This window comes from Thermoanaerobacter kivui (assembly GCF_000763575.1).
Classification (GTDB): domain Bacteria; phylum Bacillota; class Thermoanaerobacteria; order Thermoanaerobacterales; family Thermoanaerobacteraceae; genus Thermoanaerobacter; species Thermoanaerobacter kivui.
Map to the genome: position 1 here is coordinate 1,543,369 of NZ_CP009170.1, position 12,115 is coordinate 1,555,483.

At 35.0% G+C, this 12,115-nt stretch carries 10 protein-coding genes, 3 tRNA genes, 1 rRNA gene, 1 other RNA gene and 2 pseudogenes; 2 read left to right on the forward strand and 15 right to left on the reverse strand.

What is annotated here, in order from left to right:
- Positions 1–60 precede the first annotated feature (60 nt).
- The 3 genes from TKV_RS07870 to deoD form a co-directional block, all read right to left on the reverse strand.
- Positions 61–137: transfer RNA gene (locus TKV_RS07870), tRNA-Val, on the reverse strand.
- A 62-nt stretch (positions 138–199) separates the two neighbouring features.
- Positions 200–1,156, reverse strand: coding sequence for a type I phosphomannose isomerase catalytic subunit (locus TKV_RS07875; protein WP_049685471.1), 957 nt, complete (start codon positions 1,154–1,156; stop codon positions 200–202).
- A 66-nt stretch (positions 1,157–1,222) separates the two neighbouring features.
- Positions 1,223–1,924, reverse strand: a complete 702-nt coding sequence (gene deoD / locus TKV_RS07880; RefSeq protein WP_049685472.1) for a purine-nucleoside phosphorylase — start codon at positions 1,922–1,924, stop codon at positions 1,223–1,225.
- A 246-nt stretch (positions 1,925–2,170) separates the two neighbouring features.
- Between deoD and TKV_RS12840 the strand changes: the two are divergent.
- A pseudogene (locus tag TKV_RS12840) lies at positions 2,171–2,408 on the forward strand (transposase); the annotation flags it as partial.
- 10 nt (positions 2,409–2,418) lie between these two features.
- Here TKV_RS12840 and TKV_RS13080 read toward each other — a convergent pair.
- A complete protein-coding gene (locus TKV_RS13080) occupies positions 2,419–2,724 on the reverse strand; it encodes a hypothetical protein (protein ID WP_049685473.1) in 306 nt (101 codons plus the stop codon).
- 241 nt (positions 2,725–2,965) lie between these two features.
- Positions 2,966–3,073 (reverse strand): 5S ribosomal RNA (gene rrf / locus TKV_RS07890).
- Between the two features lie 261 nt (positions 3,074–3,334).
- Between rrf and TKV_RS14170 the strand changes: the two are divergent.
- Positions 3,335–3,517: pseudogene (locus tag TKV_RS14170) on the forward strand (IS5/IS1182 family transposase); the annotation flags it as partial.
- Positions 3,518–3,579: 62 nt separating this feature from the next.
- On the opposite strand, the gene rnpB reads toward TKV_RS14170, so the two are convergent.
- The 10 genes from rnpB to eno form a co-directional block, all read right to left on the reverse strand.
- Positions 3,580–3,971: RNase P RNA component class A (rnpB, locus tag TKV_RS12165), an RNA gene on the reverse strand.
- A gap of 55 nt (positions 3,972–4,026) precedes the next feature.
- Positions 4,027–5,142, reverse strand: coding sequence for a Nif3-like dinuclear metal center hexameric protein (locus tag TKV_RS07900; protein ID WP_049685475.1), 1,116 nt, complete (start codon positions 5,140–5,142; stop codon positions 4,027–4,029).
- Positions 5,102–5,806 carry a tRNA (adenine(22)-N(1))-methyltransferase gene (locus TKV_RS07905; protein ID WP_049685476.1) on the reverse strand — a complete coding sequence of 235 codons (705 nt, stop codon included), beginning with the start codon at positions 5,804–5,806 and terminating at the stop codon, positions 5,102–5,104. Before TKV_RS07905 ends, TKV_RS07900 begins: the two co-directional genes overlap by 41 nt.
- A gap of 68 nt (positions 5,807–5,874) precedes the next feature.
- A tRNA-Ile gene (locus TKV_RS07910) sits at positions 5,875–5,950 on the reverse strand.
- Positions 5,951–5,956: 6 nt separating this feature from the next.
- Positions 5,957–6,031, reverse strand: a tRNA-Asn gene (locus TKV_RS07915).
- Between the two features lie 51 nt (positions 6,032–6,082).
- Entirely contained in the window at positions 6,083–7,156 is a 1,074-nt protein-coding gene (gene rpoD / locus TKV_RS07920) for an RNA polymerase sigma factor RpoD (RefSeq protein ID WP_049686250.1), read from the reverse strand.
- Between the two features lie 31 nt (positions 7,157–7,187).
- The gene (gene dnaG, locus TKV_RS07925) at positions 7,188–8,975 is read right to left on the reverse strand and encodes a DNA primase (protein WP_049685477.1); all 1,788 of its coding nucleotides are present in this window, start codon (positions 8,973–8,975) and stop codon (positions 7,188–7,190) included.
- 127 nt (positions 8,976–9,102) lie between these two features.
- Positions 9,103–10,116, reverse strand: a complete 1,014-nt coding sequence (locus TKV_RS07930; protein ID WP_049686251.1) for a deoxyguanosinetriphosphate triphosphohydrolase — start codon at positions 10,114–10,116, stop codon at positions 9,103–9,105.
- Between the two features lie 96 nt (positions 10,117–10,212).
- Positions 10,213–10,452 carry a preprotein translocase subunit SecG gene (gene secG / locus TKV_RS07935; RefSeq protein WP_049685478.1) on the reverse strand — a complete coding sequence of 80 codons (240 nt, stop codon included), beginning with the start codon at positions 10,450–10,452 and terminating at the stop codon, positions 10,213–10,215.
- A gap of 357 nt (positions 10,453–10,809) precedes the next feature.
- The gene (gene eno, locus TKV_RS07940; RefSeq protein ID WP_049685479.1) at positions 10,810–12,099 is read right to left on the reverse strand and encodes a phosphopyruvate hydratase; all 1,290 of its coding nucleotides are present in this window, start codon (positions 12,097–12,099) and stop codon (positions 10,810–10,812) included.
- Between the last annotated feature and the right edge of the window lie 16 nt (positions 12,100–12,115).

Here is a 12,115-nt window from a genome sequence, read left to right on the forward strand (position 1 = left end):
AAATGGACACCAAAATAAAAAATAACGCTCTTTTTGAGCGTTTAACCTTCATAATAAATATGGTGGGGTTAACAGGGATCGAACCTGTGACCTCTACGATGTCAACGTAGCGCTCTGACCAGCTGAGCTATAACCCCACTTTTTTCTGCCTCTTATTATACAATTTTAAAAATGGGTTGTCAATATCACACCTCCGCCATTAAACATAAGCCTTAAGAATTTTACAATTACCTACAAGCAAATATTTTTGAATGGCTGCAGGTATCAAAACAGTCTCTCCAGCTTTTAGATTTATATTCAAGTTGTCATACCTAATTTCACAACTTCCCTCAACAGCAGTTAAGGTGTTGAATTTGCCACCCGTATTCAGTTCTACTTCTTTCTCCACTTTAATTATACTTACATCAAAATACGGAGATTTAACCACATGAGATATCTGCCCACCTTCTATATTTTCGAACTGTGGCACTATTTTATCAGTCTTTAAATCGAAATCTATCACTTCCAGAGCTTTTTCAACATGTAGCTCTCTTTTTCTGCCAAATTCATCAACTCTGTTGTAATCATAGATTCTATAAGTGAGGTCAGAATTTTGCTGAATTTCACATATAAGTATTCCTTCTCCTATGGCATGTACCATTCCAGAGAGTATGTAAACTACATCTCCCGCTTGTACCTCTACTTCTTTTAAACACTCCTCCAATCTTTCTTCTTGTAACAATTTTTTAAACTCTTCTTTTGTGGTACCCTCTTTTAAGCCACATACCAGTTTTGCCCCTGGCTTTGCATCAATTATGTACCACATCTCCGTCTTACCAGAATCCCCATTTTCATGTTTGAAGGCATACTCGTCGTCAGGGTGAACCTGCACGGATAGTTTGTCCTGCGCGTCAATTATTTTTATAAGAAGAGGAAATCTTTGATATTTTATGCCTTTGCCATATATTTCATCAGAAAATTTCTCAGCCACCACATTTAATTTCTCACCATCAAACTCTCCACCATCAACTATACTTACAGCAGTTCTATTGTCAGATATTGTCCACAGTTCTCCAACTTTTTTATCTAAAGGTATATCAAAGCCAAACCTTTCTCTTAATGCGTTTCCTCCCCATATTCTCTCCATAAAAATAGGTCTAAATTTCATAGGTTGCATAAAAATCATCTCCTTTCAAAGCCATTATTTTAAAAGAGGATAACATAAAGCTATCCTCTTTATAAATTATTCAGCTATTTCCAAGGCAATTTTTACCATATCCATGAAAGTCTTTTGTCTTTCCTCTGCAGATGTTGCTTCTCCCGTAACTAGACTGTCACTTACAGTCAATATTGTAAGTGCATCCACTTTGTATTTCGCTGCAAGCGTGTAAAGCCCCGCTGTTTCCATTTCTACTGCCAATACGCCAAATTTTGCCCATAGTTTCCAACTGTGATGGTCATCATGATAGAAAGTGTCTGTTGTGAGAATGTTTCCTACTTTGGGTTGTATTCCTTGTTCTATTGCTACGTCATAAGCCTTTTTGAGCAACTTAAAACTTGCAGTAGGAGCGTAATCCATTCCATTAAATCTAATTTTATTTATTGCAGAATCTGTTGAAGAGCTCATAGCGATTACTATGTCCCTTAATTTTATATCTGGCTGTAAAGCTCCGCAAGTTCCTATTCTAATGAGGTTTTTGACATTATAGCTGGTAATAAGCTCGTTTACATAAATAGACAAAGAAGGTACACCCATGCCTGTACCCTGGACTGATACTCTTTTACCTTTATAATACCCTGTAAAACCGTACATACCTCTAATTTCATTATAGCATTTTGCATCTTCAAGAAAATTTTCGGCTATGTATTTTGCCCTCAACGGGTCACCTGGTAACAGCACTGTCTGAGCAATCTCATTTTCTTTAGCTCCTATGTGTATGCTCATGCAAATCTCTCCTTTTATTAGTTTTACCATATATAATATTAGCAAAAAAGAAACATTAAATCAAACAAAAATCTACTAACCAAACAATTTTTCAATAAAAAATACCATGAAAGCCATGGTATCAGACTTTAGACAAAATTTCGGGATCCCGGTATAATAAAAGGGATCCCGCATTTTAATTTAAACAAAAAAATAAAAGGGGTAGAAAAAGATGTTATCAAAAAAAGATGATGCAAGACAAAACAAATAGAATTTGTAAGCATAGATCAATTAGTTCCCCAAGATCACCTATTGAGAAAAATAGAAAAAGTCATCAAATTTGATTTCATATATGACTTAGTAAAAGATAAATACTCCAAAGATTATGGTAGACCAAGTATAGACCCAGTAGTACTGATAAAAATATTATTCATTCAATACCTATTCGGTATACCATCATTGAGGAGGACAATAGCTGAAATAAAAACAAATGTACCTTATTTTTCTTTTTTTAGTCAAGTTTCCTTACACAAAATATTATACATCATCCCACACAAGAAAAAAACAAAAACACCAATTATACAAATATATATCTCTAAGGAATTAGAATTTTCTAAAGCATTTTTTCTTGTTACACTAAGAATTTTCTTGCCATCTCTTATAACTTCGAGATTTTTTCCATCTTTAGAGTATATAGTTGAAATGTTTCCTTTAAATTTTGTGTTTAATGCTTGTGCATTCGCAACATTGATTAAATTTGTTATCATAACAACAACCATTAAAAACACCGCAAGGAACTTTTTTGTAAAAATTTTATTCATTCACTTCTAACCTCCATCCATACAAATTTTATTTTGGAAGATCTTCCAATTCGATGGTAACATTTTATTATGAGAGTATCAACTTTCATTTTACGTCGTATTTTACTATCTTTATAAGCTTTTCTTTTTTTGTTTTTTGTTGTTTTCTAAGTTTTTCAAATAAAAATCTAAGACTAATTTTTGAAACATTAAAATAAAAAAGAGATAGTCCATTTTAAAAACAGACTACCTCTTTTTAAATTACCGGCAGCGACCTACTCTCCCGCGAAAGCAGTACCATCGGCGCTGGAGGGCTTAACTTCCGTGTTCGGCATGGGAATGGGTGTTTCACCTACGCTATATCGCCACTTATTCTTATTAATTTTTTGTTGCGAATAAATAGCCTTTAAATGCTAATACGTAGAATATAAAAATATAAACTATTATCCGTTGTTGTTATTGCGGTTTCAAACATCGCAATTAACTTTTAACATATTTTGGCAGTAATGCTCTTAAAAAGTGAAAAAATTTTTAATCAGGCTGTAATAATTTGAGAAAAAATATTTTATGCCCTTAAAAAATGCTATCATAATTTGAAAATCTTTGGAGATTTAATTTGAGAATTGACAGGACAATATTAAGAGGGATAAAAAAATTGTCCATGCAGGTGATGCTTATTTTCGCATGCATGAATTTAAAGAAATTAGCGACATGGTTATGGAAAAAAAGGAAGGGTTCTTCACCTTTCCATGATTTTTATCCAATATTTATCAAATTATATCCAAATACAAAGCAAACCCCACTTTTTACGTAGATAAAAAGTGGGGTTTGTCGTCAATCTGAGACACCATGAAAGTCATGGTGTCTTTTAAAAAATATGTGAGCAAGTCTATAAGCCGAGTTCTGTCGAGGATGGCCATCTATCTACGGTAGTCAGTTGCCCGACACCTTTAGCGGCATAACCCGAGGGAAACGGCGGGCCACCTACTCCCTCCTATTCGCCTTGCTCCAGGTGGGGTTTGCAGAGCAGACCAGTCGCCTGGTCCCTGGTGAGCTCTTACCTCACCTTTCCACCCTTACCTGGCACTAAATGTGTTATTTAATATTTTACATTAAGAATATATTTTCCATAACACATTTAGTGCCAGGCGGTATATTTCTGTTGCACTTTCCTTGGAGTCGCCTCCACCGGGTGTTACCCGGCACCCTGCCCTATGGAGCTCGGACTTTCCTCGTGCGAAATCGCACGCGGCCATCCGACTTACTCACATATTATATTTCTTGAATATATACTATCATATATATCATTATATGTCAATACTCTTACAAATAAACAAAAGGATCCTTTTGAGTTTCACTTACAATCACATCTATTTCATAACCTTGTTTTTGCGTTTCATCTATTATATATTCTGCTATAAACCTAACTGCAATATTTTCTGTTCCAAAATGCCCTGCATCAATTAGAGACAATCCGAGGTGTTGAGCTTCCACAGCATCGTGATAACCAATATCTGCTGTTATTAAGACATCCGCTCCTTTGAAAAACGCTTTATGAATAAGACTTGCACCGCTTCCTCCGCAGACTGCAACTTTTTTAATCTTTTTTTCAAGGTCTCCTACCACTCTCAAATTTGACAATTTCAGTTTTGCTTTAACTTGCAAAGCTAACTCTTTCAAAGTAGTTTCAGTTATATAACCTATCCTTCCAAGCCCATATTCTACTTTTATATTTTCTAAAGGATATACATCATAAGCAACTTCTTCATAAGGGTGTACGCTCAACATCGCCTTAATAACTTTTTCTAAAAGTTTTTGTGGAACTACCGTTTCTATTTTTACCTCAGAAGTCTTTTCAACTCTCCCTTTTTCTCCAATAAAGGGATTAGTCCCTTCCAATGGTCTAAAACTTCCTAATCCTGAAATCTGAAAAGTACAATCGCTGTAATTCCCAATAAAACCTGCTCCCGCACTACACATGGCATTTTTGACAACTTCTTCGTAGCCTTCTGGCACATAAACTGCAATCTTTTTATAACCTTCTGAATAGGTAACATCTAAAATCTCTCTGTCGTATATGCCCAAAACATTGCATAATATATCATTTATTCCATTTTGAGCTATGTCAAAACTGGTATGAGCTGCATAAAGAGATATATCGTTTTTTATAAGTCGGATCAGCAAAGAACCAACTGGATTATCAGTTCTTACATTCTTTATAGGCTTAAAAATTAACGGATGATGAGTGATAATCATGTCAACTTTCTTTTCAATTGCTTCTTTAACAACTTCAAAAGTTGTATCTAATGCCACTAAAACTTTAGATACATCTTTGGAGCCGTCTCCAACAATCAATCCAACGTTATCCCATTCTTCAGCAAGTTTTCGCGGTGCAAGCTTATCCATCATAGAAGCTATTGTTTGACATTTTAAGCCCATCCCTCAACACCTCGAATTTCTCTAATTTTTCTTTTAATTGATTATATTTTTTCTTCTCTTTTGGAAGTTTATTAATAATTCTCTGAATTTTATCTATTTTGTATTGCACAAAATCTTTTAACAAAGGATGATTTTTCTCTATGAGTTTTTGTCCTATATCATAATATATGTCATTTTTGATATTTTGTCTACCATGTTCTGCTACAAGTATTTCATAATACTTTTGTTTTTCTTTTACTAAATCTTCATCATAAATTTTATAACCATTCTCAACAAGATACTTTCTCAGATAATCAGAATCTCTCATGGGCTGTAATATAAATCTTTGGATGGTTTTCGCGATTTCTTTACTTTCCTCAAGTATTTGAGAAATTAAAATTCCACCCATTCCTGCAATTACAACAACTTCTACCTCATGAGGCTTTAAAACAGACAACCCATTTCCTAATCTCGTATCAATAAAGCCTTGCAATCCGCGCTTTTTTATTTCTTCTATAGCCTTATTCAGTGAACCTGATTTTAAATCAGAAGCTATTACGTAAGAAGCTATGTTATTTTCAATAAGGTAAACAGGAATAAAACCGTGGTCAGTTCCTATGTCCGCTACTTTTGTTCCATAAGGTATATATTCAACTATTTTTTTTAATCTCTCAGTCAGCTTCATAAAATCCTCCCAATAAAAAATAAAAAGCATTTGATAGCCTCAAATGCTTTTTAAAATATCTATTTTAATGGTGGGCCTTCAGGGATTTGAACCCCGGACCAATCGGTTATGAGCCGACCGCTCTGCCAGCTGAGCTAAAGGCCCAAAAAATGGCTCCTCAGGTAGGGCTCGAACCTACAACCTACCGGTTAACAGCCGGTTGCTCTACCATTGAGCTACTGAGGAATACAATAATAATTATACAGATTTTTGCCCCATTGTCAAGACAGCTATCTTTTAATCAAGAAAATCTTTCAATTTTTTAGATCGAGAAGGATGTCTCAATTTTCTCAACGCTTTTGCTTCAATTTGTCTTATGCGCTCTCTTGTAACATTAAATTCTTTACCGACTTCCTCTAATGTCCTTGCTCTACCATCATCAAGTCCAAATCTCAACCTTAATACCTTCTCTTCCCTCGGGGTTAAAGTGTCGAGAACATCCATCAATTGCTCTTTTAGCATTGTAAATGCAGCAGCCTCTGCTGGAGCTGGTGCATCTTCATCAGGTATAAAATCCCCGAGATGGCTATCCTCTTCTTCCCCAATCGGGGTTTCTAATGATACAGGCTCTTGAGCTATCTTCATTATCTCCCTTACTTTCTCTTCAGGCATACCCATTTCTTTTGCTAATTCCTCTGGAGTAGGTTCGCGACCCAATTCCTGCAACAGTTGTCTTTGAACTCTTATCAATTTGTTAATAGTTTCTACCATGTGGACAGGAATTCTTATTGTCCTTGCTTGGTCCGCAATAGCCCTTGTAATAGCCTGCCTTATCCACCATGTGGCATAGGTACTGAATTTATAGCCTTTTCTGTAGTCAAATTTTTCTACAGCTTTTAAAAGGCCTAAATTTCCCTCTTGTATCAAATCAAGGAAAAGCATTCCTCTTCCTACATATCTTTTGGCAATGCTCACTACAAGTCTTAAGTTAGCTTCTATAAGCCTTTTTTTAGCTTCTTCATCCCCCTGTTCTATTCTTTTGGCTAATTCTATTTCCTCTTCAGGAGTGAGAAGAGGAATCTTGCCTATCTCTTTTAAATACATTCTGACAGGGTCGTCTATGCTGATTCCCTCAGGAAGAGAAAGGTCAAGGTCTAAATCTTCTTCTGGTATTTCTTCCTGACGAGGTTCCTCTCCCACAATCTCTATACCCAAATCTTCAAAAGTATCATACACTTTTTCAATTTGGTCAGGATTCAAATCAATATCTTCTAAAGAATCCATTATCTCATTGTAGGTTAGCATCCCAGTTTTTTTCCCTTTATTGATAAGCTCTGTAATAGCTTCTTTAGACAATTTTTCGTTGTTCATAGGTTTCCCCTCCCTCTGGGTTTCTCTCCTTTTAGCCATTTTTTATCTTTAGCATCTCCTTTTCACAATTTTGTAATTCTATTAATAATTGCCTTTCAGCATCTATATTTCCAGCAATATGCGCTTTATTTATCTCTTCTTTGATTTTTTCTCTTTTTTTGATTAAATTATTGAAAATGATTTTGTTAATAGTATCATTGACGACTTGCTCTGTTATATCATCGCTTGCATAAAAGATTCTGATTATATCAGTAAATTCAGAGATAAGAGTCTCTTCCTCCAAAAGATAGACAATATCATTTACATCTGTTTTTTTACCATCTTCTAACCTTTTTATTATCTCATCAAAAATTGGCTTTAATTTAACATTCTCAAACATATCACTATCTATTCTACCTTTAATTTTTGGATAAATACCGTTATCATAAAGAAGCAAAGCAATCAAGTACTTTTCTGGTGATATTTTACTACTACTGTATATATTATGCCTTATCTTGCCAGCCATATACATATTTTTTTGATTTTTTTCAATTTTGCTATTGACAAAACGACTAATTTCTGTTCTCACAGCATCCTCAGGTATTTGAGCGATTTTCGCTGCAACAGAAATATAGACTTCTTTTTTGACTTCGTCAGAAATTTTTGCAATATCTCTTGCAATTTTTTTAATGTAAAGTATCCTGTCTTGAGGGCTATCCATATTGAGATTCTTTTTATAGATTTTTGATTTATACTCAATTAAACTATCGGCTTTTTCTATAAGTTGAGTAAATACTTCCACTCCTTCTTTTTTTATAAACTCATCAGGGTCTTTACCTTGAGGTATACTTAATACCTTTATATTTAAATTTAATTCATCAAGAATGTCAAGCCCCCTTAAGGTAGCGTTAATGCCTGCCTCATCTGAATCGTATGCTATTATGACATTTTTTTTATATTTTTTTATTAGTTTTGCTTGGTCCAACGTCAAAGCAGTTCCTAAAGAAGCGACAACGTAGTCTATTCCAGCTTGATAAAGGGAGATTGCGTCCATATATCCTTCTACAATTATAAACTTATCTTGTTGAGATTTTTTTGCAAAATTTATTGCAAACAACGTTTTCCTTTTTTTAAATACCTCTGTCTCGGGAGTGTTTAAGTATTTTGGCAGAGTATCAGCTATAGAACGTCCTCCAAATCCTATTACATTACCTTTTACGTCTATAATCGGAAACATTATCCTGTTTCTGAATCTATCATAATAACTATTATTTTTTTTTGACAAAAGTCCTGCTTTAACAAGAAAATCTTCTGAATAACCTTTTTCTTTTAGAAATTTTAACAAACTATCTCCCTGAGATGGCGAATACCCTAATCCAAATTTTTTTATAGTACTCTCCGTCAATCCTCTTTTTTTTATATAAGCTAACGCTTGTCTCCCTTCTTCCGAAAAAAGTTTGTTGTAAAAGTACATAGCAGCTAATTTATTTACTTTATATATTTCGTCAATAAGCTTTTTTTTTCGATACTCTGCTTCAGTAAGATAAGTTTCTGTGAGAGTTATTCCAGCTCTTTCAGCAAGAAATTCAATAGCTTCTTTAAAAGTAAGATTTTCGACATTCATCACAAAGGTTACAACATTTCCGCTGGCATTGCAGCCAAAGCAATGATATACTTGTTTTTCTGGGCTCACACTAAAAGATGGTGTTTTTTCACGGTGAAAAGGGCATAAACCTTTGAATTCTCTCCCTGACTTTTTTAATTCTACGTACTCTGAAACTACATCCACTATGTCATTTTCTTCAATTACCCTCTCGATCATTTCTCTTGAATAAGCCATCTATATCACCTAATTATTCTATTCGACAAAAATTGTTAAATTCCTTTTTGATAATAAAATTATCATAGTGACGACCAATATATATTCGACAAAAAATTTAAAAATCCTTCTTTTAGATTTATTAATCTTAAAAAATATTTTGTTCAAACCATGGACTTGGCAAGAAAATCTCTTTATACTTAAACAAAGCATATTTATCTGTCATGCCTGCAATATAATCTGCTACCGCTCTTTCTCTACCGTAAATTTCAGCAAGTCTTACAAATTCTTGAGGCATCTTATGGACATTATCGTAAAAGTAGTAGAACAATTGCTCTACTACTTTTTTAGCCTTCTCTTCATCCCTTTTGGCTTTTGAACCGATGTAAACTTTTTCAAACAAAAACTCCCTTAAACTGTAAGTTGCTTCATAAATTTCCTTACTCATTGATACACATGGTTTCCCCAAACTATTCGCTATTACATCTCTTACCATAGTATCTATTCTTTTGCTGTGCTTGTCTCCCAAAATCTGTATCAAATCTTTAGGTAAATCTTCGGGATTTAAAACTCTGCCTCTTATGGCATCATCTATATCATGATTGATATAAGCTATTTTATCAGAAATTTGAACGACTTGTCCTTCTAAAGTCTGAGGATTTCCAGAAGTAGAATGGTTACATATTCCATCTTTAACTTCCCATGTTAAATTAAGTCCTTTGCCATCATTTTCTAAAATTTCAACTACTCTTATACTTTGCTGATTGTGTCTAAAGCCTTCCTTTAAAAGCCTATTTAAAACTTCTTCTCCTGAATGTCCAAAAGGAGTATGTCCCAAATCATGGCCTAATGCTATTGCTTCTGTCAAATCTTCGTTTAACCTCAACGCTCTTGCAATAGTTCTAGCAATTTGCGCCACTTCTAACGTATGTGTAAGCCTCGTGCGGTAATGATCACCTTCTGGAGAAATAAAGACTTGTGTTTTATGGCTTAACCTTCTAAAAGCCTTACTGTGGATAATTCTATCTCTATCCCTTTGGAAATCAGTTCTTATGTCACACTTTTCCTCATATTTATCTCTGCCGCGGGTTTCGCGGCTTTTTGTCGCATAGGGGGAAAGCATCTGATATTCTAATTCCTCGGTAATTTCTCGAATTTTAATTTTCATTGGACCACCCGGCCTTTTTGAAATAATGGTCGGTAAAAATAAAAACCCATTAAGGGTTTTTAGCATTTCAAATATTGCCGTCTTTTGCCATTATTTAGCCATTAATAGCGTCAATACCATAGACAAAATTATAAAAACCGCTGCTCCTATGGTAGTAAGCCTCTCTAAAGTTCCCTCCATAGTACGGGCTTTATTTTTACCAAAGAAGGTTTCTGCTCCTCCTGCTATTACTCCTGAAATGCCTGCACTTTTACCTTTTTGCAAAAGTATCACAGCTATTAAGAAAAGACTAACTAAAACGTGTATAACCATGAGTACAGTTTTTAGCATATTTACACCGCCTTATCTCTAATTTTTGCTCTGCAAAAACACAATACCACATACTATATTATATCTATAATGTATCTCTTAATCAAGAGGTTTTATTAAAAAGTGTGTGTCAAAAGTTAATAGGTGCCCGCCTCCGCCATCCTTGGCTTCGTCCCCGCTTCCGTCTTTCGGTCTCGCTAAGTTTCCCGGCACTCAACTGAACGGGCTGGTCCTTTCTCTTATTCTCCTTTTTTAACATTTTCGGTTGAGTGCCGGGCTGTCAAGTCGCTTCTCTTGTGCAAAATGTCAGCAATATTACCTAACTTATAATTTTACACAGACTATTAAAAAAGGGAACCCATTTGGATCCCCTTTTAATTACTTTTTTACGTTGTAAAAAGCATTTTTACCAAGATATTGGGCTGTATTTCCTAAAACCTCTTCAATTCTTAAAAGTTGATTGTACTTAACAACTCTGTCAGTTCTTGCAGGTGCTCCCGTTTTAATTTGCCCTGCATTTACTCCAACTACAAGGTCTGCAATTGTAGAATCTTCTGTCTCTCCTGAGCGGTGAGACACAACAGCTGTGTAACCTGCTCTTTTTGCCATTTCAATAGCGTCAAGTGTTTCTGTTAATGTTCCTATTTGATTAAGTTTTATGAGTATTGAATTTGCAACTCCCATGCTTATACCTTTTGAAAGTCTTTGAGTATTTGTTACAAATATATCGTCACCGACAATTTGAATTTTTTTACCGAGCCTGTCGGTCAAGAGTTTCCATCCATCCCAATCTTCTTCAGCAAGTCCATCTTCAAGAGAGACGATAGGATATTTATTTACAAGCTGTTCTAAGAAATCTACCATTTCAGCAGATGTCCTTACAATTCCCTCACCCTCAAAATGGTATTTCCCATCTTCTTTGTACATTTCAGTAGCTGCAGGGTCCAATGCTAATGCTATATCTTCTCCTGGAACATATCCAGCTTTCTCTATAGCTTCAAGAATCACCTGAATTGCCTCTTCGTTTGATGTAAGGTTAGGTGCAAATCCTCCTTCATCTCCAACTGTAGTGCTTAATCCTTTAGAATGTAAAACATTTTTCAAATTGTGATAAACTTCTGAACACATTCTTAATGCTTCACGGAAGTTTGGAGCACCAACAGGCATTATCATAAATTCTTGGATGTCTACATTGTTGTCGGCGTGTTTACCTCCGTTTAATATGTTCATCATAGGTACAGGAAGTACTTTTGCATTGACACCGCCAAGGTATTGATACAAAGGTAAACCACATTCCTCAGCTGCTGCCTTTGCCACTGCTAGTGATACCCCTAAAATTGCGTTTGCCCCTAATTTGCTTTTATTAGGAGTTCCATCCAATTCAATCATCGCTTTGTCGATAGCGACTTGGTCTTGTGCCTCCATTCCAATTAGTTCTGGAGCAATGATATCATTGACATTTTGAACAGCTTTCAATACGCCTTTTCCTAAATATCTTGCTTTGTCTCCATCTCTTAATTCAACTGCTTCAAAAGCACCTGTAGAAGCTCCTGAAGGTACAGCAGCTCTTCCTACTGCACCGCTATCTAATTCTACTTCCACTTCAACTGTGGGATTTCCCCTTGAATCAAGTATTTCTCTCGCAAAAATATCAATTATTGATGACATGTCAACTTCTCCTTTC

What these genes read in the sequence shown, in the direction of transcription:
- TKV_RS13080 (WP_049685473.1), bottom strand. Translation starts at nt 2,724, where the DNA reads ATGAATAAAATTTTTACAAAAAAGTTCCTTGCGGTGTTTTTAATGGTT.
- rpoD (WP_049686250.1), bottom strand. Translation starts at nt 7,156, where the DNA reads ATGAACAACGAAAAATTGTCTAAAGAAGCTATTACAGAGCTTATCAAT.
- TKV_RS07875 (WP_049685471.1), bottom strand. Translation starts at nt 1,156, where the DNA reads ATGCAACCTATGAAATTTAGACCTATTTTTATGGAGAGAATATGGGGA.
- deoD (WP_049685472.1), bottom strand. Translation starts at nt 1,924, where the DNA reads ATGAGCATACACATAGGAGCTAAAGAAAATGAGATTGCTCAGACAGTG.
- eno (WP_049685479.1), bottom strand. Translation starts at nt 12,099, where the DNA reads ATGTCATCAATAATTGATATTTTTGCGAGAGAAATACTTGATTCAAGG.
- secG (WP_049685478.1), bottom strand. Translation starts at nt 10,452, where the DNA reads ATGCTAAAAACTGTACTCATGGTTATACACGTTTTAGTTAGTCTTTTC.
- TKV_RS07900 (WP_049685475.1), bottom strand. Translation starts at nt 5,142, where the DNA reads ATGGGCTTAAAATGTCAAACAATAGCTTCTATGATGGATAAGCTTGCA.
- dnaG (WP_049685477.1), bottom strand. Translation starts at nt 8,975, where the DNA reads ATGGCTTATTCAAGAGAAATGATCGAGAGGGTAATTGAAGAAAATGAC.
- TKV_RS07905 (WP_049685476.1), bottom strand. Translation starts at nt 5,806, where the DNA reads ATGAAGCTGACTGAGAGATTAAAAAAAATAGTTGAATATATACCTTAT.